This is a genomic window from Campylobacter sp. (assembly GCF_020024835.1).
Lineage (GTDB): Bacteria > Campylobacterota > Campylobacteria > Campylobacterales > Campylobacteraceae > Campylobacter_D.
This window is the reverse complement of sequence record NZ_JAHHTD010000015.1, coordinates 1-19,083: the sequence shown is the minus strand read 5'-3', so window position 1 is coordinate 19,083 and position 19,083 is coordinate 1. Positions and strand designations below refer to the sequence as shown.

The 19,083-nt window shown below is 28.8% G+C and carries 30 protein-coding genes; 13 read left to right on the top strand and 17 right to left on the bottom strand.

Translation table 11 applies throughout. The features are described from left to right. Positions 1-3: 3 nt before the first annotated feature. The 9 genes from QZ429_RS03920 to QZ429_RS03880 form a co-directional block, all read right to left on the bottom strand. On the bottom strand, positions 4-984 hold the full coding sequence (locus QZ429_RS03920) for a phage tail protein (RefSeq protein WP_291951397.1): 981 nt from the start codon (positions 982-984) through the stop codon (positions 4-6). After that, a complete protein-coding gene (locus QZ429_RS03915) occupies positions 984-1,604 on the bottom strand; it encodes a phage tail protein I (protein ID WP_291951393.1) in 621 nt (206 codons plus the stop codon). The genes QZ429_RS03920 and QZ429_RS03915 overlap by 1 nt, the downstream gene beginning before the upstream one ends. 91 nt (positions 1,605-1,695) lie before the next feature. Continuing rightward, positions 1,696-2,862, bottom strand: a complete 1,167-nt coding sequence (locus QZ429_RS03910) for a baseplate J/gp47 family protein (RefSeq protein ID WP_257933500.1) — start codon at positions 2,860-2,862, stop codon at positions 1,696-1,698. Beyond that, the gene (locus tag QZ429_RS03905; RefSeq protein WP_291951389.1) at positions 2,859-3,149 is read right to left on the bottom strand and encodes a GPW/gp25 family protein; all 291 of its coding nucleotides are present in this window, start codon (positions 3,147-3,149) and stop codon (positions 2,859-2,861) included. Before QZ429_RS03905 ends, QZ429_RS03910 begins: the two co-directional genes overlap by 4 nt. Further along, positions 3,146-3,358, bottom strand: a complete 213-nt coding sequence (locus QZ429_RS03900) for a hypothetical protein (protein ID WP_291951386.1) — start codon at positions 3,356-3,358, stop codon at positions 3,146-3,148. The genes QZ429_RS03905 and QZ429_RS03900 overlap by 4 nt, the downstream gene beginning before the upstream one ends. After that, entirely contained in the window at positions 3,358-3,855 is a 498-nt protein-coding gene (locus QZ429_RS03895) for a phage baseplate assembly protein V (RefSeq protein WP_291951383.1), read from the bottom strand. The genes QZ429_RS03900 and QZ429_RS03895 overlap by 1 nt, the downstream gene beginning before the upstream one ends. After that, positions 3,852-4,085 carry a hypothetical protein gene (locus QZ429_RS03890; protein ID WP_291951380.1) on the bottom strand — a complete coding sequence of 78 codons (234 nt, stop codon included), beginning with the start codon at positions 4,083-4,085 and terminating at the stop codon, positions 3,852-3,854. Before QZ429_RS03890 ends, QZ429_RS03895 begins: the two co-directional genes overlap by 4 nt. Further along, complete coding sequence (locus QZ429_RS03885; protein ID WP_291951377.1) at positions 4,082-4,417, bottom strand: hypothetical protein; 336 nt, start codon at positions 4,415-4,417, stop codon at positions 4,082-4,084. The genes QZ429_RS03890 and QZ429_RS03885 overlap by 4 nt, the downstream gene beginning before the upstream one ends. 10 nt (positions 4,418-4,427) lie before the next feature. Next, positions 4,428-4,817, bottom strand: coding sequence for a D-Ala-D-Ala carboxypeptidase family metallohydrolase (locus QZ429_RS03880; protein WP_291951374.1), 390 nt, complete (start codon positions 4,815-4,817; stop codon positions 4,428-4,430). 149 nt (positions 4,818-4,966) lie between these two features. On the opposite strand from QZ429_RS03880, the gene QZ429_RS03875 reads away from it, so the two are divergent. The 12 genes from QZ429_RS03875 (at position 4,967) to QZ429_RS03820 (ending at position 14,714) form a co-directional block, all read left to right on the top strand. After that, positions 4,967-5,401 carry a hypothetical protein gene (locus QZ429_RS03875; RefSeq protein ID WP_291951370.1) on the top strand — a complete coding sequence of 145 codons (435 nt, stop codon included), beginning with the start codon at positions 4,967-4,969 and terminating at the stop codon, positions 5,399-5,401. 1 nt (position 5,402) lies between these two features. Further along, the gene (locus QZ429_RS03870) at positions 5,403-6,224 is read left to right on the top strand and encodes a phage protease (protein ID WP_291951367.1); all 822 of its coding nucleotides are present in this window, start codon (positions 5,403-5,405) and stop codon (positions 6,222-6,224) included. 2 nt (positions 6,225-6,226) lie between these two features. Beyond that, positions 6,227-6,739, top strand: coding sequence for a hypothetical protein (locus QZ429_RS03865; RefSeq protein ID WP_291951365.1), 513 nt, complete (start codon positions 6,227-6,229; stop codon positions 6,737-6,739). Positions 6,740-6,741: 2 nt separating this feature from the next. Further along, a complete protein-coding gene (locus QZ429_RS03860; protein ID WP_291951362.1) occupies positions 6,742-7,719 on the top strand; it encodes a major capsid protein in 978 nt (325 codons plus the stop codon). Between the two features lie 116 nt (positions 7,720-7,835). Continuing rightward, positions 7,836-8,294: a phage protein Gp36 family protein gene (locus QZ429_RS03855; RefSeq protein WP_291951359.1), complete on the top strand. Its 459-nt coding sequence runs from the start codon at positions 7,836-7,838 to the stop codon at positions 8,292-8,294. Beyond that, complete coding sequence (locus QZ429_RS03850; protein ID WP_257933487.1) at positions 8,287-8,769, top strand: DUF1804 family protein; 483 nt, start codon at positions 8,287-8,289, stop codon at positions 8,767-8,769. Before QZ429_RS03855 ends, QZ429_RS03850 begins: the two co-directional genes overlap by 8 nt. Beyond that, the gene (gene terL, locus QZ429_RS03845) at positions 8,769-10,439 is read left to right on the top strand and encodes a phage terminase large subunit (RefSeq protein WP_291951353.1); all 1,671 of its coding nucleotides are present in this window, start codon (positions 8,769-8,771) and stop codon (positions 10,437-10,439) included. The genes QZ429_RS03850 and terL overlap by 1 nt, the downstream gene beginning before the upstream one ends. Positions 10,440-10,448: 9 nt before the next feature. Then, positions 10,449-11,807 carry a DUF935 family protein gene (locus QZ429_RS03840; RefSeq protein ID WP_291951350.1) on the top strand — a complete coding sequence of 453 codons (1,359 nt, stop codon included), beginning with the start codon at positions 10,449-10,451 and terminating at the stop codon, positions 11,805-11,807. Position 11,808: 1 nt separating this feature from the next. Further along, entirely contained in the window at positions 11,809-13,047 is a 1,239-nt protein-coding gene (locus QZ429_RS03835) for a phage minor head protein (RefSeq protein WP_291951347.1), read from the top strand. A gap of 137 nt (positions 13,048-13,184) precedes the next feature. Next, positions 13,185-13,559, top strand: a complete 375-nt coding sequence (locus QZ429_RS03830) for a phage tail protein (RefSeq protein ID WP_291951344.1) — start codon at positions 13,185-13,187, stop codon at positions 13,557-13,559. Next, positions 13,552-13,743: a tail protein X gene (locus QZ429_RS03825; RefSeq protein ID WP_291951340.1), complete on the top strand. Its 192-nt coding sequence runs from the start codon at positions 13,552-13,554 to the stop codon at positions 13,741-13,743. Before QZ429_RS03830 ends, QZ429_RS03825 begins: the two co-directional genes overlap by 8 nt. Then, the gene (locus QZ429_RS03820) at positions 13,737-14,714 is read left to right on the top strand and encodes a phage tail protein (protein ID WP_291951339.1); all 978 of its coding nucleotides are present in this window, start codon (positions 13,737-13,739) and stop codon (positions 14,712-14,714) included. The genes QZ429_RS03825 and QZ429_RS03820 overlap by 7 nt, the downstream gene beginning before the upstream one ends. Here QZ429_RS03820 and QZ429_RS03815 read toward each other — a convergent pair. From QZ429_RS03815 to QZ429_RS03805, 3 genes are all read right to left on the bottom strand, one after another. Further along, positions 14,692-15,540 (bottom strand): hypothetical protein, encoded by an 849-nt coding sequence (locus tag QZ429_RS03815; protein WP_291951337.1) that lies wholly within the window; start codon positions 15,538-15,540, stop codon positions 14,692-14,694. The genes QZ429_RS03820 and QZ429_RS03815 overlap by 23 nt on opposite strands. Then, a complete protein-coding gene (locus tag QZ429_RS03810) occupies positions 15,512-15,715 on the bottom strand; it encodes a CJH_07325 family protein (RefSeq protein ID WP_291951334.1) in 204 nt (67 codons plus the stop codon). The genes QZ429_RS03815 and QZ429_RS03810 overlap by 29 nt, the downstream gene beginning before the upstream one ends. Before the next feature lie 109 nt (positions 15,716-15,824). After that, positions 15,825-16,109 (bottom strand): Mor transcription activator family protein, encoded by a 285-nt coding sequence (locus QZ429_RS03805; RefSeq protein WP_257933479.1) that lies wholly within the window; start codon positions 16,107-16,109, stop codon positions 15,825-15,827. A gap of 94 nt (positions 16,110-16,203) precedes the next feature. Between QZ429_RS03805 and QZ429_RS03800 the strand changes: the two genes are divergently transcribed. Then, positions 16,204-16,878 carry an endonuclease gene (locus QZ429_RS03800; RefSeq protein ID WP_291951328.1) on the top strand — a complete coding sequence of 225 codons (675 nt, stop codon included), beginning with the start codon at positions 16,204-16,206 and terminating at the stop codon, positions 16,876-16,878. A 298-nt stretch (positions 16,879-17,176) separates the two neighbouring features. Here the strand turns inward: QZ429_RS03800 and QZ429_RS03795 are convergent, their stop codons facing one another. The 5 genes from QZ429_RS03795 to QZ429_RS03775 form a co-directional block, all read right to left on the bottom strand. Next, positions 17,177-17,626, bottom strand: a complete 450-nt coding sequence (locus QZ429_RS03795) for a phage protein GemA/Gp16 family protein (protein ID WP_291951325.1) — start codon at positions 17,624-17,626, stop codon at positions 17,177-17,179. Between the two features lie 22 nt (positions 17,627-17,648). Then, complete coding sequence (locus tag QZ429_RS03790) at positions 17,649-17,969, bottom strand: hypothetical protein (protein ID WP_291951322.1); 321 nt, start codon at positions 17,967-17,969, stop codon at positions 17,649-17,651. A gap of 17 nt (positions 17,970-17,986) precedes the next feature. After that, on the bottom strand, positions 17,987-18,427 hold the full coding sequence (locus QZ429_RS03785) for a hypothetical protein (RefSeq protein WP_291951319.1): 441 nt from the start codon (positions 18,425-18,427) through the stop codon (positions 17,987-17,989). Positions 18,428-18,496: 69 nt separating this feature from the next. Next, positions 18,497-18,853 carry a hypothetical protein gene (locus QZ429_RS03780; RefSeq protein WP_291951316.1) on the bottom strand — a complete coding sequence of 119 codons (357 nt, stop codon included), beginning with the start codon at positions 18,851-18,853 and terminating at the stop codon, positions 18,497-18,499. 10 nt (positions 18,854-18,863) lie between these two features. Further along, positions 18,864-19,083, bottom strand: a 220-nt coding sequence (locus QZ429_RS03775; RefSeq protein WP_291951313.1) for a hypothetical protein, incomplete at its 5' end; no start/stop codon positions are given.

Here is a 19,083-nt window from a genome sequence, read left to right as displayed (position 1 = left end):
CCTTTAAGATATTTCATAACATATATGTTTTGCTGGATTTAATCTATCTGTTCTATCACTAGCATTTATTTTGTATGTTGCATTTGGGGGAATAATACCCATAGAAAATGCAAGATTTTTTTCACTTACATATTCTTGTGCTATCAAAATATTGTTAATATAGATATCAGAATATGCATAATATGTTTTAGATTCATCATGATTTCCATGCCTGACCCATTGTCCAGCAACTATGATAATAATTGGCTTTTTTGTATTATTTGTATAAACAACATTATTTTCTTTTACTACAGATCTAAAACTATTGAAAAAGGATAATTTGTCAATTTTTTCAGCAAATTCAGTTCTTAAAGCATCTACAAGAGCTTTTGCTACGCCTATATCTTCTTTTGTGTCAATAAGGGCTGTTAATTTATCCCTTAATCTGGCATCCAAATCAGCTGCTACGCCTATATTTTCTTTTGTGTCAATTAAAGCTTTTAATTCTTCTTCTAAAGCTGTAATTTTAAGCTCAAGTTTTATTTTAATAGCATCTACATAATCACGACTTGCCATAATCACACTAGGATCAAGTTTTAAGATGACCTCTTGTGCATTTGAAAGCTCCATTACCACTTTAATCATAAGCTCTTTAGCACTTCCTTGCTCTAGTAATGGTTTATAAGTTCTTGGAGTATTACCAACAGCTAGTAAATCTCCTTCTTCATCATAAATACCTATGGCATTTACTTCAAACCCACCTATATTACTTGGAACATGACACATTAAATTAACATAGTTAGGATTTTGCTCATCAATGCTTTTTGAGTTAATATTAGCTTCATAAACAACATCTTCTAAGCTTTGCATTTCTTCATTTGGTAGAATAACTCTTGAGCTTAGTTTAAAGCTTTTTAAATTAACCCCATTTCCACTTGCACGAGCAGCTATAAATTTAGCAATACCAATTTTTGTTAAAATAGTATAGTATTTATTTTTTTGCATTAATACACTCCTTTAAAATCAACATTTGATTTTGATATTTCACACATAAAAATACCCATTACATTAAAGCTTGATTTTTGTTTGCTTGAAATTTGTGTAGTTTGAAAAGGTAAAATCTCTAAAGATTCTCCGCTTATTTCTACACTAGCATTAAAGCTATCATTTTTGCTTTGTATTTCTATTTCAATTGCTTCTAAAACGCTTCTAACATTTTTAAAATCATAAATTAATCTTTCTAAAGCATTAAGCGTTCTTTCATCAAAGCTAACACTAGTTGTGCTTACTTTAACTTTAAAAAAATAAGGCTTTCCACTATACTCAAACCACTCTTTAACCACTGCTGTTGGAAATACAGCTTTTAAGGCTTCTTTTATAGCCCAAGCAGTTCCGTTGTATCTATCTAAAAGCAAGGCTTTAGATATAAGTACTCTTGCTTCTTTTTGACTTAAACCATCAATACTCACATCATAAGCATTTGCTAAAATTGGCAATAATCTCTCATCACAATGCTGTGCTAAATTTGTGATACTAGCTAAATTTAAATCTTCAAATCTTGCCTTTGCACTTAAATCAATAGCCTTACTTTGTTTTGGGTGGTGGCTTAAAACTAAGTTACTCATAATATAGCCTTTCTATCACTTTGTGCAAACGAAGTTCGCTCAAAGTCGCTTTTACTGAAGGCTTCCCGACCCATTGCTACGCAATGCCCCTTCATAGCACTGCCTTTTCATAACTTAGTAAAAAGCTAATTTTTGCAAACTCATCATCAGTTATTATTATGTTTGCTAAAGGTAAGTCTTTTAATTCTTGCTCTTCTTTATTTGTAATTCTTTCTTTAATGCTTAAAATTTCACTCTTATAAACTCCGTCTTGATGTAAGCATTTGTAAATAAAGCCAAGTGCTAAATCTACACTCAGATCAAAATCACTTTGTAAGGCATTGATTTTTTCACTAATTTCATTAGCTCTTGAAAGCTCTAAAAGCAAAAGCTTAGCTTCTATGATGAATTCTCTTTTTTTAGCTAGCTCCACACTGACTTCATCAGTTAGTGGTCTTCGCTCATCCGCACTTAAATACTCTTTAACCACATTAACACTTGTTTCATCTTCACTTTTAATAATAACTCTTACTTTTCCAGCACCATTATTTAAAGCCTTTATAGAAGCGACTTTCGCACTTGCACTTAAAGCATGGTAGATATAGCCTTTCTCACTTCCTGCTGTTGAAAATCTATGCACACTCATCACAGCTCTTTCTCTTAAATTCTCATCACTTTCTTTGCTTGCTCCACCATTAAAATATTCAAGCTGTTTGATCTTGCTTACAAAAGGAAGAGGGGTTTGCAAAAACTCAGTTTTACTCTCTTTGCTTTGTATGAACTCATCAAGCTCTAAAACACCCTGTGCTTTACTTTGTCCTTTTTTGATGATTACTTCTTCTTTTAAGGTGGCAATATCCGCTTTTTCATTAGAGAAAATTGTGCCTTTTGGGATGATTACATCATAACTTAGTAAGGTATTTAATTCAAACTCTACTTTGGCTATTGGTTTAACCCCTTTAAGCCTTTGTATCAAATAGCCATTTGCAACTACATTATCTAAATCACTCCCACTAGCATAATGAAGATAAGTTGCTTTTATACTCTCATTAATTCTTGCTCTAATGATCATTTCTCTATAGGCAAGTGCTTCTAATACAGCCTTAAATGGATCAGATTCTAAAAGTTCTACATTTTCATTTAAAAAGCTTTTAAAAAGCTCCTCAAGATCTTTTAAAATCTTTTCAAAATCAAGCTCTTCTATGATTTTTGGATAAGGAATATCTTTTAAAAAGCTTTGTTTAAAGTATGCATTATTAGCGTTTAAAATTTCACTCATTTACTAAGCTCCACTTTCAAATCCTGATGGTTTTCAAAAAGTAAAGTAATGTTTAATTTATTATCTTTACATTCATTAAGTCTAACACCTTTTAACTTTACTCTTTTTTCCCATTTAGAAATAGCTTCTGCTGTGTATTTAGTGAGTTTGATTTTAAAATCATCATCAATTTTTCTATCTATTAATGTATAAAGCAAAGAGCCGTATTCAGGTCTCATTACTCTTGAGCCCAAAGGAGTGATCAAAATGTCTTTAACACTTTCTTCAATATTTACCATAAATTTCATTCTATACTCCACTTACCACCATCTGCTGTGTCAATTGCTTTAGCATTATCTTTGATTTCTTCTACAACAGCACCAGCTAAAGCTCTTAAAAATGGCATAGAATATCTCCTATATCCTCTGCCATTATCTTCATCTTCTACTTTTGTATAACCTTCATTTAGTAGATGCTTTTGCATTTTAAAAACCAAAGAGTCTTGTGAAATTGCCATTATATTTTACTCCTAGTGTTACTTGAGCCATGTGGATGTGGGCTTCCTGTAAAAGCACAAATACATTCAGTAGTTACCACACCTTTACCATCAAGTCCCAAGTCAATACTAGGACTATCAACTAAAACCTTATCTGCTTTAATATTTGCATTAATGCAGGTAATATTTATATCTTTAGTTACATCAAGCTTTAAAGTGCTACTCTTAGAGTTATATTCTAAATGTGTTCCATCTTCAAAATCTATGTTAAAGGTATTAGCATCTGTGTTTTTTGCTTTGTGTTTTTCTTGATAAAGTCCGCGTAAAATTACACCTGAATTTAAGTCTCCACGCACAGGTATTACTAAAACTTGTTCTCCTATTCTTAAAGGTGAAAAGCTCACCGCATAAGAATTTGACATTGCTTGAAAAACACTTAAAAAATCTGTTACCATTTCTCCAATAGCAACTTTTGCTTTATTGTCTTTAATGTCGCAAATAATTCCTAATTCATTCATTGTATTTTTTCCGTACATCGTTTTGCTATATTTTCAACTTCTAAATAATATTTACTAAGCTCTTTTGCACTTATTAAATCACCCTTGTTTAAAGGTTTTAAAGGAAGCTTTAAAGGACATTTAACAGGTATTTTAACCTCTTTAAATTCAGTTTTAATTAGGATATCTTTGTTAGCACAGGCACTAAAAATAAAAGAAAAAAATAACATTTTTATATAAAGAATTCTCATTGCTTGCTACCTAAGATATTAAAAAGCTCCTTATAAGCATTAAGCTCACTTTGACAGCTTTTATCCTTGATAAAAACTTTATCAACCTTTAAAACTTCTTTTAAAACCTCTTTGGGTTTTAACTCTATTTTTAATTTTTCAATAGCTTTGTTTTGCTCTTTTAACTTATCTTTAAATACATTTATTTCACTATTTAAATGCAAAGACTTGAGTTTTAAATTTTCATTTTCTAAAGTTAAGGTGTAATTTTTAAAAAACAAAAAAGAACTTAAAATAACTAAGGCAAAAATAGTTATTTTTTCAAAACCAAATAGTTTAGATATATCAAACATCCTACAAGCCTTAAGCATAAGTCCATCTTGCTTTTTTACCACGCGTATCAATATGCACAAATCCTGCATAAGGATTATCAAAATTATGTTTTATAGCGACTCCTAAATCTTTATCATTAAAATTATCTAAAACATATTGATGTACATCTTGAGTTTTAACACCTTTAACTACAAAATCTACCGCACTGCCAATAGTGTGTTGAGATTTAACAGCAGCTCCTACTTTAGCATTGTGATCTGGACAACGATAGCCACTATTTATAATCAAAGGTGAGTTAAAATGCTCCCTTATTTGACAAAGAATATCCACAAGCTCATCACTTGGTATATCTTTTGGCAGTTGGCACTTTCCACATCTGCATTTAAACTCATCAAGTTTAAAATAAAGGTTTGCTTTCATTTTCTTCTCCTTTGAATTGCTGCAAGTTTAATAAAAAAGGATCTTTAAAAAATAGAAAAAAATTGTGCTAAAACATTTATACAAAAATCATTATTTGAAAGTGAAAAACTCTCATTCTAAAATGCCATCAATTTTTTATGAGGAAACAAATGCTTAAAGAATTTGAAGTTGAACTTTTAAAATTACTTGAAGATTTTAATATCAGAGCATATTTAGGGGAATTTGAAAACACTCAAAATATAGCAACTTGTATCAATGGTTTAAAAGCTTCGCTTTTGCTTGATTTTGAAGGAGAAAGTTATAAAGATTTAGAAAATAAAATAGGTACTTGGAAACTTTATATTTTAACTCACACTAAATCAAAAACATCCAAACATAGAATAGATGCAAAACATAAATTATTTGACACTATAGAAAACGTTGATAAGGTGCTTTTAAATGCAGAATTTAATAATGGCTTTAGAGTAGAGTTAAAAGATCTTAAAAAGATTTATGAAGGAGTTAGTGATCATGGTTATTTAAGTATTTATGCAAGAACTTTGCAAAGTGGTTTTTTGCCAAAAAATGATTTTTTAAGGATTTAAAATGCTTTTTATCAATAAAGAAAATTTAGTTGAAGTCCGCAGTGATAAGCCTATAAAAGTAGCAATCAAGGGCGAGTGGAAAGGACATAACAATGGTAGATTTAAGGTAGATGATAAAGACTTAAAATCAATGATTGAAAATTTTAATCAAAAAAAGATTGATCTGGTTATTGATTACGAACATCAAAGTTTGAAAAATGAAAAAGCTCCAGCTGCAGGTTGGATTAAAGAGCTTTTCTTAGAAAATGATGCACTAATGGCAAAAGCTGAGTTTAACGAAGAAGCTAAAAAATATATAGCAAATAAGCAATATCGATATTTATCCCCTGTATTTGAATTTAATGCAAAAGACAATAAAAGCGGAGAACTAGTAAGAGCTAAGCTTCACTCAGTCGCACTAACAAATACGCCATTTATTGATGAGCTAGGCGAACTCATTGCAAACAAAAACAATATTCATCAAAACAAAGGAGAGAGAATGGATGAAAAAATTAAAGAGCTAGAATCTCAGATTATAGCTTTAAAAAATGAAAACAGCTCTTTAACCGAGCAAAATGAAGCTTTAAAAAAGCAAAACGAAGAAAGCGTTAAAAACTTGGCGAGTTCTTTAGTTGATAATGCTTTAAGCACTGGCAAAATAGCTAATTGTCAAAAAGAATGGGCATTAACTTATGCTTGCAAGGATTTAGAGGGCTTTAAAAGTTTTTTAAATACTAAGGATACCCAAGCTAACACACAAATTCCAAAAAATAATCTTTTTGCAAACAAAAACACAGCAAAAACTAGTGAGCTTGATGTTGTAAAAATGATGTTAGGAGATTAAAAATGGCTAGAACTAAAAAAGAAACTGAAAAGTTAGAAAATGAAAACTTGCCTGAAACTTTGTCTTTAGAAGATGAGAGTATAGGAAATGAAGAGGATGTGAGTGAAAATGAAACCACTAAGGAACTTATAAACGAAAAAGGAGAAAAAATGCCACCAAAAGTCACACCAAAAAATTTAAGTAATGATCCTTTAATTGCTATGCCAAAAAGTCTTGAAAGTTTTATCAATAAAGATTTACTTTCAATCAATGCAAAAGTTGAACTTGAAACTAATGAAAGCTTAGCTATTGGAACGCTTTTAATCAGCGAAGATTTTGGAGAAAACTTTAAAAAATGTCCAGATGAAGATATTAGTGCAAAAGAAAATATTAAATTAGCAATGCTTAAAGATCACGCTCTAAGCTCTGGAGTTTATGGTGTTTTATTAGCAGGAGAAATTAATTTAAAAGGTGTTCATGCAAGTGCACTTAAAAAAGCTTTTATGCAAAATTTAATTATCAATAATAAGGAGTAAAAATGGATTTAGAGCAACTTTTGGAACTTTTTTCAAGCACAAAAGTAACTGAAGTTATCAATCAAACTAAAGCTTCACCTCGCTTTGTAAGTGATACTTTTTTTAAGGATAAAATCCCAAGTCTTGAGAGCACCGTAAGGGTTGAAATTATAAAAGGCGCTGGAATTGTGTTAAATAGCATTTCAGATAATGGGGAACATTCTTTAGAAAATACCAAAGATGCTTTTATTTTAAATATACCTTTACCACGCTTTGCATTAGCAAAAAGAATCAGTGCAAGTGAAATTAATTCTTTAAGGTCTTTAGCTTTGCAAGAAGCTCAGACTAAAAGCTTAAGTGGGGCTCTTGGGGTTTTGGTTAAAGAAATGAAAGAAAGCTTTAACACTACACTTGAATATATGGCAAATGGTGCTTTATTTGGCAAGATTTTAGATGGCAAAGGAAATGTGCTTTTTGACTTTGGCAGCACAAGCAAGAAAGTTGTTAGCGTTAAAAAAGACGGGAGTGTGACTTTAGGCAGTGTTTGTGATGCAATTGATACGGCAATTATTGATGAATTTGGAACAAATGCTGATTATGAAGTGCTTTGTGGAAATGAACTTTTTGCGGCTATTTCTAATTTAGCCTTGAACGAAGATCTTTATAAAAATCATCTTGCAATTAGAGATGATAAAGATAAGTCCTTAATTTTATATGGGGCTAAATATCGCCGCTATAGTGCAAAATATAAAAATACAAATGGAAAAAGCGTTGAATTTTTAAAAGGCACTGAAGGTATGGTTGTACCAAAGGATAATTCTAATCGCATTTATTATACAAGAGCAAACCATACTGATGCTTTAGGAAAAGCACCAAGTTTAATGTTTGTTTCAAAACCTGAAATTTTACCTCGTGGTGCTGGAATTGAAATCGTAGGCGAAATGAGAGCTATGCCAGTTTGCACCAGACCAAATGGGCTTATTAAGCTTGTTTTAGAATAAAACGCACAATTTTAGCTTTAAAGGCAAAAAATGCTTTTAAAGCTAAAAAGGATATTAGGAAAATATTTTAAACGATTTTAACCATATTTTAACCATATTAAAAAAGGTTTTTTAAAATGAATTATCAAGAAATTTTAGAAGAAGAACTTATCATAGAAACTAAAACACATCTTTTTATGATAGATGAAAAGGACTTGATAAAAGAATTAAGCGTTCATGACATAGCAGAGCTTAGCGATTTAAATGCTGATGGAGTTTGTGATAAAGAAGTGATTGATGATGCTATTAATGATGCACAAAGTTATATTGCAAGTTTTATAAAGATACCTAAAAACCCAACTCCACTTTTAAAAGATATTTGTGTAAAGCTTACAATCATGGAATTAAAACGCCGCAATGATTTTCCAAAGGAAAGTTTGAATGAAATTATAGAATGGGCTAATGATTTGCTTTTAAAAATGGCAAATAAAAAAATTCCAACTGAAATTAGTGAGGATGATTTTCTTCCACAAAATAAAGTTAGAGCATTTAAAGTTAAAAGAAGAAGAATGGATTTAAGGAGAATAAATGGCTAATAATGAATTGAAAGATTTAGCAAAAGAGCTTTATATTGCAGGTTTTGATATATTTAAAATTGCAAAAATTTTAAACCGCAATGAAAAAACGATTAGAAACTACAAAGCCAAAGATGGCGATTGGGATAAGCAAAAAGCTAATCTTTTAACTTCAAAAATTAAAGATAAGGAAAGTGCGTCTTTATATGAAAGTTTTACCGAGCAAATGTTTTGTGCTATCGAAAATATTAATGCTGATGAAAAAATGAATGCAGAAAAGAAAACTGAAGCCATCGCAAGAATAGGCGATAGCTTTTCAAAAATGAGAAAAGTAGCAAGACTTGAAGATCCAAGTACTTATCGTTTAAATGTCGCTAAAAAAGTAGTTGAAATCATAATAAGCCATTTGAAAAACGATAAAGATTGTGTGAGCAAATTAGTATTGCTTTTAGAAAGTGGCGTGATAGAAAAAGAAATCTTAGCAATGGATGAGTAATGCTTTTTACCAAAGAAGAATTAGATGAGTTTTTAATCTCAAATGAGCAAAAACACGAGAATACTCCAAATGAGCTAAAAGGTGCTATGCAAAGAAAAGACTTTTTAGAATGGATGGATACTCTTAAAAATGAATTAAAAACTCAATTTTTACATGAGAGCCATTTAAATCCTAATCTAAAAGAAGAGAGGATTAAAAAAGCAAGTGTGGATTTTGATTATTTTGCAAGAACTTACTTTCCACATTATTTTACCATCAAAGGCGAGTGTGCTTTACATTTGCATTTAAATAAAGTTTTTGAAAAATTGGCTCTTAAAAAAGAAAACAAAGGAGAAAAACATGCTATAGCTGCCCCAAGAGCTCATGGTAAATCAACTTATACCTCACAACTTTTTCCTTTGTGGTGTTTAGTTTTTAACTATAAAAGCTTTATAGTAGAAATTTCAGATGCAGTCGAACTTATGGAAGGAATGCTTGAAGCTATAAAAGCAGAACTTGAAGATAATCCACATTTAAAACTTGACTTTCCTGAGGTTGTGGGAATTGGTAAAACTTGGCGTGTGGGGGAATTTGTTAGCAATAATGGTGTAAAGATTAAAGCCTTTGGTAGTGGAAAAAGACTTCGTGGTGTTAGATATGGGGTCAAAAGACCTGATTTGGTTATTTTAGATGATTTAGAAAATGACACTAATGTTAGAAGTAAAGATCAAAGGGATAAATTAGAAGATTGGGTAGATGAAGCGGTTTTAAACCTAGGAAGTGCTGATGGAAAGCTTGATGTGCTTTATATTGGTACAATTTTGCATAATGATAGCGTATTAGCAAGAAAACTAAAACTTGGTTTTTGGAATCCAAAAATCTTTCGATCAATTGAAGAATTTCCACAAAGACTTGATTTATGGGATGAGTATGCTACACTTTATAGAAATAGTGATTTCAAAATCGCTCATAATTTTTATTTAAAAAATAAAGTTTTAATGGATAAAGGAGCTAAGGTTCTTTGGGAAGAAGCTAAAAGCTTAGAAGATTTAATGAAATTAAGAGCTGAAAACCTAAAAGCTTTCAATAAAGAACAGCTCAATAATCCAAGAAGTGAAAATCAAATATTTAATCTTGAAACAATTAATTTTTACAATCACTTGCCACCTATTAGCCAATATTACATGTATATTGATCCAGCAGGAGAGAAAGCAAAAAGTGATTATACAGCAATTACTGTTATTGGTAAAGCTGCAAATGGTTTTTATGTAATAGAAAGTATTGTTAAAATTTTAAAAGCACAAAGTATTATAAAAACTATTTTTAACCTCCAAAAAAATTATAAGTGCCGTTTAATTGAAATTGAAACTAATGGCGGTCAATTTTTCTTAAAAAAATGGATACAAGAAAAAAGTTTAGAGAGTGGAGTGTTCTTACCATTAAGAGGTAAAAATAATAGTACTAGTAAGTTTGAGCGTATTGAAAGTTTAAGCCTTGCCTTTGAAAATGAAGAGCTTTTTTTACATAAAAGCCAAAGTATGCTTATAGATCAACTTTTAGAATTTCCAGAGGGTAAAAACGATGATGCACCTGATAGTTTAGCAGGAGCATTTTTATTAGCAAGAACAAAAAGTAGCATTAAAAGAAGAAAGCAATATTTTAGTTCTGTTCCAAGAATAAGGCGTTTTTAAAGGAAAAATATGAAAAAAGAAATCAAATCTAAAAGAGAAATTATTTTAAAAAACAATAGTCTTATCAACACTCTTATAACCTCAAACTATTTAAATGTGCTTAAAATCAGCGAAAACGATCAAAGAATGATTTTTAAAGATCTAAGTTTTACTCAAGCTCATCAATCACGCAGAAGTGTGATTTTAGCTAAAGAGCTTCAAATCGTTTGCGAAAATGAAAAAATAAAAGAAAATTTTGAGTATTTTTTCAATCCTGATTTAACAGGTCAAATCTTAGAAACCTATCTTTATGGGCTTAATATTTTTGAGGTTAATTACAAGTTAAAAGATGGTTTTTACTATCCTATTTTAAAGCAAAGAGATTTTAGAAATTTTACTCTTAATGAAAATGATGAGCTTATTTATAATGGTAATGGATATGATGAAATTATCGAAGATAAAAAAGTAATTTATGGACTTTTTGGATCTAATTTCTTATTTAAAAATGGAGATGCCTTGCTAACTAAACTTTATTTTCCAGTAAAACTTAAAAATGCAAGTTTAAAGTTTTGGATGGAATTTTTAGAAAGGTTTGGCTCTCCTTGGGCTGTTGCAAAGACAGATAGCGATCCTGATGTCTTAGCTAGTGAAATCCATCAAATGTTAAATGGCGATAGTGCCGTTATTGATAAAGAAGAAGAACTTGATTTAATTCAGCCAAAGGCTAAGGCAAATTACAATGAAATAATAGATTATCTTGATAATCAAATAAGAAGTGTGGTTTTAGGAGCTAATTTAAGTTCTCAAGTAAGCGGAGGCTCTTTAGCAGCTACAGAGTCTCATAATCAAATAAGAAAAGACTTAGCTGCTCAAGATGGACAAATCGTTCTTTTTATTTTAAATCGTGCAATTAAGTTTTTTAAAGAAATCAATAATTTTAAAGATGAGCTTTTCGTGCAATTTTTTAATGAAACAGAGCCAAAAAATGAGCTTTGCGAAAGGGATCTAAAACTTTTTAATATGGGGTTTTGTTTTGATGAAGAATATATTAAAAGAACCTATAATGTAGATGGAAAGCTTGTTAAAGAAATTTTAACAACTAATGATAAAGATAAAGAAATTTTTGAAAACAAAGCAACTTTAAAAGAAGATTTTGAAGAAGATTTTATAGATAAAGCTTTAGAGCAAAAAAAATATTTAAAAGTTGATGAGGCTATGGCAAATTTTTTCAAAGAACAATTTGAAAAAACTATTAAAGAAAGCAAAAATTATGATGAAGTATTTGAAAAACTTCAGGGGAGTTTTTCTAGTCTAAAGCAAGCTGATTTTGAAAAATATCTTTATATGTCTTTAGTTAATTCTAATATCTTGGGATATTTGGAGGATTAAAATGCCAAACACTAAAATAGGTTTTTTCCAAGAACCAAGTGAAGCTGTTTTATTTTTAAAAAATAAAAAGCCACAAGTTAGCTTTGATTATGATGAGCTTTCACATTCTTCTCATAAAAAAGTTTTTACTATTGCTAAACTTATGGATGAAAGCTTATTGAAAGATATACAAAATTCTTTAGTAAATGCCATAAAAAATGGAGATAAATTTAGTACTTGGAGTAAGAGTGCTGAAGAAAAATTAAAAGCTAAGGGTTGGTGGGGTTCAAAAGAAATTATAGATAGAAAAACAGGTGAGGTTAAAAAAACTAATTTTAATAGTGCAAGATTAAAAAAGATTTTTGAAGAAAACTCAAGAAAAGCCAAAGCCAAAGCTATCTATGAAAATCAAATGAAAAGCATCAAGCCTTATCTTAAATATTGCACAAAACAAGATTCGCATGTTAGAGATAAGCACAGAGCATTTGATGGTATAGTTTTACACAAAGATGATCCTTTTTGGGATACGCACTATCCAGATGTAAACATGCATGATTATGGTTGTAGATGTTATGTTTTAGCACTAGGAGAGAATGAAGTTAAAGGCTTAAAAACGCCACCATCAAGTGCTAAAGAAGGTAATTTTAATGGCTTTAATGATGAAGAGCTTTTAGATGAGCTTTATAAGCAAAAAAACACTGAGGTGGTTCAAAATTTCATAAAACTTAACATGTTAAGTGCTGCAGCCAAAAAAACAAAAGAAGCTAAGAGTTTTACTCACAAAAAAGAACTCTATACTTGGCAAAAAAGTTTAGATGAAATGATAGATGAAGTGATTGTTAATGACAATCAAAAATATCCTATTAATTTCATTCAAGTGGGTAAAATGGATAAAACAACTAAAGATTTTTTGGAAAAACTTAGTAAAAAGAACTTAGAAGACTTATACTTTACACTTAGCAAAAACAACCTTTTACACGCAAATCCTAAAAGAAAAGCAAATTACAATCAAGCCTTAAGTGCGGATGAAATAAAACAAATTGTTAAAGTTTTGGATGAAGCAAAAGAGGTTTATTGGGACAAAAAGGAAGAAAGTTTAGTTTATTTTTTTGATGATATAAAAAATAGTAAAAAAATAAATAAAATCATTATAAGACCTGATTACAAACTAAAGAAATTTGGAAAAACTAATGCACTTATTACACTTGGGAAAGTAAATAAAAATGATAAAAAACAAGAACCACTAGAAAGAATCAGATAAGGCGGTAGGAGTTGCACCTACAATACAGATCCAACCCTATTCATATAAAAATAGGTATCTATCGACTACTACATTGCGATCATCAACCTTATCTAATTAAAATAATTTTAGCTTTGCAAAACTAAAAAGGAGTTTAAATGGTTTTAGCTTTAGGAGATTTTGAGTTTAAAGCTTTAAATTTTGATAATTTAGAACGAAGTTGTGATTATAAAATTACTAGCTTGAATAGACTTAACAATCACAATGCCTTATTTGCAAGTTCTAAAGAAAGTGAAAAAATTAAAATACAAGGTAAAACATTGCCATTAAAAGGGGATAAAAACACTTATTTAGAAACTCTTATAAATATGGCAAAAGAGCAAAAATCTTACAACTTAACAGGAGCTAATGGAAGATATTATGGAAAATTTGTCATTTTATCTTTAAATGAGAACCAAAATTCTTTTGTTGATGGGAGTGGTTTTGCAATGCAAGATTTTAGCTTAGAATTAGAAAGGGATTTTGATGAATAAGATTTATATAGCTAAAAATAATGAAAGACTTGATAGTATAGTTTATAAACATTATAAAAATTTACAATGTTTTGAGCAGGTATTAATAGCTAATCCAAAATTAGAACCTATTTTAAAAGCAGGAGATAAGATTATTCTACCACAACTTGAAATCAAAGAAAATAAGGAAAAAGCCTTATGGTAAGAAAACCTAAGTTTAAACTTATTGCCAAAGGTGAAGATATCACAGAAAAACTTTCTAAAAATCTCATAAGTATTTCTTATGAAGATAAAGAAGGTAGTGAAAGTGATGAGATTAGCTTAAGCTTTTTTGGGCTTTACTCTAAGCCACTTTTTGGAGATAGTTTAGAACTTTGGCTTGGCTTTGAAAAACTTTATAAATGTGGAAGCTTTAGTGTGAATGTAGTGAGTAAAAACTACACTTCAAATACTACTGAAGTTAGAGCTAGTGCTGTTAATTTTAGTGGAAAAAATGACACAAATATAAAAGAGAAAAAAACAAGAAGTTTTGAAAATACGACACTTTTTACTATAGCACAAAAACTAGCGAGTGAAAATAATCTAAAAATCAAAACAAGCGGTGAAGATCAAAACATAGTGAGCGTATTACAAAATAATCAAAACAATTTAGAATTTTTATATAAATTGCTTTTTAATTATGGTTTTATTTGCTGCGTAAAAGAAAATACATTAATCATAGCACAAAAAGATGGAAAAATAGGAGATAATGCTGCAAACATTACAAATAAAAATGAAAAATTACCTTGTTTTGAGATAGCTTTATGTGAATGTAGCTCATTAGAAATTTCAGAAAGTGGTAGAAATGAATACTCTGCTGTGATAGTAGAGTGGCAAGATATCAATGAAGCAAAGATAAAAAGTATAAAAGTAGGAAGTGGGGAAAATATTTATAAAATGCATATATCACAGCCAAAAAGTGATAATGAAGCTTTTAAAAAAGCACAGGCAAAACTCAATGAGCTTCAAAAAGGTGGGCTAAATGGAAGATGTGAGCTTATAGGAAGAGAAATAAGAGCTGGTGGAAAGCTTAAGATTAAAGATGTTAATATGGATCATTATGAATTCAGTATTAAAAGCGTGAGTCATAGCTTTAATGACTCAGCTTATATAGTTAGTGTTGAGTTTGAGAGCTAAGATTTTTTTGTAAATCTAAATCATTTTTAATTGAAATGAAAAGCTTTCTGTATGCTTCAGAAATATATTCTAATTGTTTGTTTCCAGTTGTTGGATCAATAAACTCGATATTTTTTTTCATTAAATCCTTGCCTAGAAGTAAAAATTCTTGCTCTCGTATAGAATAAAATGATGCAAAAATATTATTTCTATTATTTTTTGATTTTTCTATAGAAAAACGAATAAACATCTTATAATAATCAATAGCAGCCCTATAAAGATGATTTTTTGCTTTGTCAATATTTTTTAGTTCATTTTCAACTTCGATACTTCCATTGTATATATAAACAACCAAATGCGACAATGCGTTATTTGCTTCTAATAAAGGCTGAACAAATAAATAACCTTGATAATTTAATCTTTTGGAAAATTTTTGTAAAATTTCTTTTTCAATATATATCCCGTTAAAAAAATTTCTAAAAATTCTATTTGCACTTGAAAAAATAGCAAGTAGTTTAACAAACTCTTCATTTTCCAATAGATTAACAAATAGTTTATCATCACACTTATCAATTCTTTGAGGTTCTAGTTTAATTTTGTTTGAATCATTGTATTTTTCGATTATACTATCAAGAATTTCGAACATTTTATCTATTTTTTCTTTTTTCTTTTTTAATACTTCTTTTGACTGTTGAAGTAGTAAAAATATATCTTTTAATATAATGACGATCTCTATATTGCGATAGCAGACACTATCATTTAAAAGAGAATTAGCTAAATCAATTTGAATATATTCTATATATACAGAAAAAAGCTTTTTAGCGTAACTTATTTTCGAAAAACTCATTTATTTCACACTCTTCATATAATTCATCTAAAATATTACTAAGCTTTTGCAACTCATTATCTAATTCCTTATTGTTGCTTGGATTTGTTTTAATATTACAAGTGCTACCAGTATTTTCATAAGGAATATTGATATATCCAACTTTCCCATAACTATCTCTAACTAACTTTTTCACCTAATTTTCCTTAACAACTTTATAGGGTTTTAAAGTTTAAATACTATCATATTTTTTTTAACAAAAACATCAATTTTAATTGGAAGTTTTACAAAAATAAAAGAAAAACCTAAAACAAACTTGGCTCTAAATTTTCTCTTAATTCTTTAGTGATTAAATATACAGCATTTAAGCTTAAATCATATTTTTTAGCACATTCCACACTTGCATTTTTAGTGGTTAAACCCTGTTTTATAAGCGTTTTAAAATCCTCTTTTAATTCTTCATCTCTAAGTAAGGTTTTATAGCTTGGTATATAAATGTTTGCACCGCCAAATTCTTTTAAAATCTCTCTCTTATCATTATTTTTCACAAAATCAACAAAATAATCAAAATATTCACTATTAGAGATCATGCTAAGCCTCAATAAAGATTTTTAAAATTTTATCTAAAAAAATAAAATTTGGTAAATTGAGATTATAATTACATTTTTATATAAAGGAAAAACAATGAAAAAACTCTTATCCATTCTATTATTCTCATCTTTATCTTTATTAGCTAGTGATAATTTTAATGAAAGCAAGAAAGAATTAGTTGAACTTTATGATAGTTTAGGTAGTGCTTATCAATATGATTTTTATTGTAATGCTCCATTTAAAGCAAATAAAAAAGGAAAATACACTAAGTTTGAAGTAGTTAAAAGTGATTTATATACTCCACGCAATGAATATACTAAAAAAGGTAAAATCAATCAAAGAGCAAAACGCATAGAATGGGAACATATTATGCCTGCACAAAACTTTGGAAAACATTTACAATGTTGGAAAGAAGGTGGTAGAAAAGCTTGTCAAAATGATCCACTTTTTGCAAAAATGGAAGCTGATAAACAAAACCTAGTTCCTGCCATAGGTGAGGTTAATGGTGATAGAAGTAATTTTAGATATGCTGAGGCTCCTTTGAATTTAGAATATACTCAATATGGAGATTGCAAAGTATATACAGACTTTAAAGCAAAAAGATTTTATCCTGCTAATTATTCTAAAGGCTCGATTGCAAGAAGCTATTTATATATGAGTAAAACATATAATATTAGATTATCAGATCAAGAAAGAAAACTTATGGAGGCTTGGGACAAACAATATCCTATGAGTGAAAAGGAAAAAAGAATAAGATCTTTACTCTAATTCTTTGCAAGTATTTTCTATAAGCTCATCTATATCAATAACTAAGCTTTTATCGTTTTCTTCTAAGCTCTCATCAATCCTTTCTCTTATAATACAAATTACATTGAGCAAAATACCAAATTCTTTATCGGTTTTAATTTGATGAGTAGTTCCATTATGTATTATTTCAATACTTGTTCTTTTAGCAGCAAAGGTAATTTGCGAATGTTTTTCTATGCCTAATGTTAAAAAAGCTCTTTATCATAAGAATATATTTCTAAAATCATTTTAGTCTCCCTTTATTTTTATAAAGACAACATTAGCTTCGCTTAGCTGAATGTGTGTTGTTGTTTTCTAAATTTTTAAGCCCTAAAATGACTTTATTAGCATCTTCTATACTTAAATACCAAAGATGTAAAGGTCGCTTTTTAATGATATTATTAATAAACTCTCTTAAAGCCCATTGTGTAGGATTTTTAGCATTTTTACTCCAAATAGCTTGTATCATATTGAGCTGTTTTTTTGTAGCTCTTCCACTTTTGGTATTTTCATTTTTAAAATATCTTGCTTTTTTAGTGTTTTTTAAAAACTTTTCATCATACCCCAAAGCTATAGCAAAATCTCTAAGTTCCTCAATGCTTAAATATTTAGAAGAACTTTTACTATATCTTTCATTTAACACCCAACGATAGCTTTCATCATCGCTTAAATGAGCGTCTTTTCTTAGGGTATGAATTATTTTTATAAGTTGTTTTTTAAGATTTTGCATTCAAATCCTTTTCTTTAATTTACTACCTTAATAATTCTTTCTTATATTTAATAAAAAGAAAAATCATTTTAAGATTTTTATAGATATTATAAAGGGGCTTTATCAAATCATAAGGGCTTTTAAGTATAAGCCATACCCCAAAAAAAATCCCTCTAAAAAAACAAGCAATACCATTTTTCAAAGGTTTAAAAAATGCTATACATATTTGCTTTAAGGGTTCTTTGTATAAAATATTCGCCGCCCTTATAATAGTATCTTCGCAACGTTTTTTATAAAACTCATCCTTATCAATTTTGCTTAAACACTCTTTGTTATTGGTGAATTTTTTAATAAGTTCTTTCATTTGTAGTCCTTTTTAGTTTAATTTGTGTAATTATTAATCCTTATATTTTTTTGCATAAGAGTTATATTCTCATTAGTTGATCTGGATAAAAAATTAAATAAAATTTTTTTATCAACAAATCTTGCTTCTTTTAACAATTTTGCTTTTTTTATAGCTACCACGGCTTTAAAATCATTTACAACAAAAAGACCATATGGTAAATTTTTTAAATAATTTTTAGCAAAATCGGCCATATAATATGGAACGCAAAAATAAAATTTATTATAAAAATTCTTATCTTTGTTTTTGTGTTTTAAAGATTTATTTTTAAAATCATTAATAAAATCATTTTTTGATAATTTGATTTCAATAGCTATAATTTCATTTTCTTTTAAAGCCACAATGTCTTCTATGAAATCGCCTTGTTTGAACTCACTTAATACACCTATAAAGTTTCTTTTAAATTTAAGATATTTCATTAAAAGAAACTTGACTTCTGAACTTGTTATTGTAAAATTATGCTTTGTTTTTTCTTTAATAAACATATTTCATTCCATACTTCTCATAATATTTCTAACTTCATTTTTAACCCATTTTAATATAATCTCCTCCTTGTTATCGCTATTATCTTTTTTTGTATAATCAAGTATAGTGCTTGCTATCAATTCAATTTTAAATGTTCTATTTTTAAAAACATATATTTTTTCAATTAAGACTTTATATACCTCTAAATCATAATCACTTCTAACTTCAAGAGTAAAAGTTACATACTCTAAATCTGTTTTATCACTATCAATTGGATAATAACTTATAATATGATGTTCAACATTAATCCAGCTTGAATCACTCACGTTAAAAATCAATTCTTTTGTTATATCTGATTTTTTTCCTAATTCCATCTTCATTTTTATTCCTTTAATCAATTTTAAAATATTTTTTTGCAAACTTAATAGCAAGCAAGTAATCTTTTCTATGCTCTGGTAAATTCTTTTTTGTATATTTACCACCCGCATATATTCTATTTTTAAACTCCAATATTGTCATACCATTTCTACAACCGATACTTACTCTTATAGCGTCGCTTCTATCTCTATAAAAGGTTAAAGTTCTTTTTAACGTTAAAAGCAAAACATCT

What these genes read in the sequence shown, in the direction of transcription:
- QZ429_RS03920 (WP_291951397.1), bottom strand. Translation starts at nt 984, where the DNA reads ATGCAAAAAAATAAATACTATACTATTTTAACAAAAATTGGTATTGCT.
- QZ429_RS03915 (WP_291951393.1), bottom strand. Translation starts at nt 1,604, where the DNA reads ATGAGTAACTTAGTTTTAAGCCACCACCCAAAACAAAGTAAGGCTATT.
- QZ429_RS03910 (WP_257933500.1), bottom strand. Translation starts at nt 2,862, where the DNA reads ATGAGTGAAATTTTAAACGCTAATAATGCATACTTTAAACAAAGCTTT.
- QZ429_RS03905 (WP_291951389.1), bottom strand. Translation starts at nt 3,149, where the DNA reads ATGAAATTTATGGTAAATATTGAAGAAAGTGTTAAAGACATTTTGATC.
- QZ429_RS03900 (WP_291951386.1), bottom strand. Translation starts at nt 3,358, where the DNA reads ATGGCAATTTCACAAGACTCTTTGGTTTTTAAAATGCAAAAGCATCTA.
- QZ429_RS03895 (WP_291951383.1), bottom strand. Translation starts at nt 3,855, where the DNA reads ATGAATGAATTAGGAATTATTTGCGACATTAAAGACAATAAAGCAAAA.
- QZ429_RS03890 (WP_291951380.1), bottom strand. Translation starts at nt 4,085, where the DNA reads ATGAGAATTCTTTATATAAAAATGTTATTTTTTTCTTTTATTTTTAGT.
- QZ429_RS03885 (WP_291951377.1), bottom strand. Translation starts at nt 4,417, where the DNA reads ATGTTTGATATATCTAAACTATTTGGTTTTGAAAAAATAACTATTTTT.
- QZ429_RS03880 (WP_291951374.1), bottom strand. Translation starts at nt 4,817, where the DNA reads ATGAAAGCAAACCTTTATTTTAAACTTGATGAGTTTAAATGCAGATGT.
- QZ429_RS03875 (WP_291951370.1), top strand. Translation starts at nt 4,967, where the DNA reads ATGCTTAAAGAATTTGAAGTTGAACTTTTAAAATTACTTGAAGATTTT.
- QZ429_RS03870 (WP_291951367.1), top strand. Translation starts at nt 5,403, where the DNA reads ATGCTTTTTATCAATAAAGAAAATTTAGTTGAAGTCCGCAGTGATAAG.
- QZ429_RS03865 (WP_291951365.1), top strand. Translation starts at nt 6,227, where the DNA reads ATGGCTAGAACTAAAAAAGAAACTGAAAAGTTAGAAAATGAAAACTTG.
- QZ429_RS03860 (WP_291951362.1), top strand. Translation starts at nt 6,742, where the DNA reads ATGGATTTAGAGCAACTTTTGGAACTTTTTTCAAGCACAAAAGTAACT.
- QZ429_RS03855 (WP_291951359.1), top strand. Translation starts at nt 7,836, where the DNA reads ATGAATTATCAAGAAATTTTAGAAGAAGAACTTATCATAGAAACTAAA.
- QZ429_RS03850 (WP_257933487.1), top strand. Translation starts at nt 8,287, where the DNA reads ATGGCTAATAATGAATTGAAAGATTTAGCAAAAGAGCTTTATATTGCA.
- terL (WP_291951353.1), top strand. Translation starts at nt 8,769, where the DNA reads ATGCTTTTTACCAAAGAAGAATTAGATGAGTTTTTAATCTCAAATGAG.
- QZ429_RS03840 (WP_291951350.1), top strand. Translation starts at nt 10,449, where the DNA reads ATGAAAAAAGAAATCAAATCTAAAAGAGAAATTATTTTAAAAAACAAT.
- QZ429_RS03835 (WP_291951347.1), top strand. Translation starts at nt 11,809, where the DNA reads ATGCCAAACACTAAAATAGGTTTTTTCCAAGAACCAAGTGAAGCTGTT.
- QZ429_RS03830 (WP_291951344.1), top strand. Translation starts at nt 13,185, where the DNA reads ATGGTTTTAGCTTTAGGAGATTTTGAGTTTAAAGCTTTAAATTTTGAT.
- QZ429_RS03825 (WP_291951340.1), top strand. Translation starts at nt 13,552, where the DNA reads ATGAATAAGATTTATATAGCTAAAAATAATGAAAGACTTGATAGTATA.
- QZ429_RS03820 (WP_291951339.1), top strand. Translation starts at nt 13,737, where the DNA reads ATGGTAAGAAAACCTAAGTTTAAACTTATTGCCAAAGGTGAAGATATC.
- QZ429_RS03815 (WP_291951337.1), bottom strand. Translation starts at nt 15,540, where the DNA reads ATGAGTTTTTCGAAAATAAGTTACGCTAAAAAGCTTTTTTCTGTATAT.
- QZ429_RS03805 (WP_257933479.1), bottom strand. Translation starts at nt 16,109, where the DNA reads ATGATCTCTAATAGTGAATATTTTGATTATTTTGTTGATTTTGTGAAA.
- QZ429_RS03800 (WP_291951328.1), top strand. Translation starts at nt 16,204, where the DNA reads ATGAAAAAACTCTTATCCATTCTATTATTCTCATCTTTATCTTTATTA.
- QZ429_RS03795 (WP_291951325.1), bottom strand. Translation starts at nt 17,626, where the DNA reads ATGCAAAATCTTAAAAAACAACTTATAAAAATAATTCATACCCTAAGA.
- QZ429_RS03790 (WP_291951322.1), bottom strand. Translation starts at nt 17,969, where the DNA reads ATGAAAGAACTTATTAAAAAATTCACCAATAACAAAGAGTGTTTAAGC.
- QZ429_RS03785 (WP_291951319.1), bottom strand. Translation starts at nt 18,427, where the DNA reads ATGAAATATCTTAAATTTAAAAGAAACTTTATAGGTGTATTAAGTGAG.
- QZ429_RS03780 (WP_291951316.1), bottom strand. Translation starts at nt 18,853, where the DNA reads ATGAAGATGGAATTAGGAAAAAAATCAGATATAACAAAAGAATTGATT.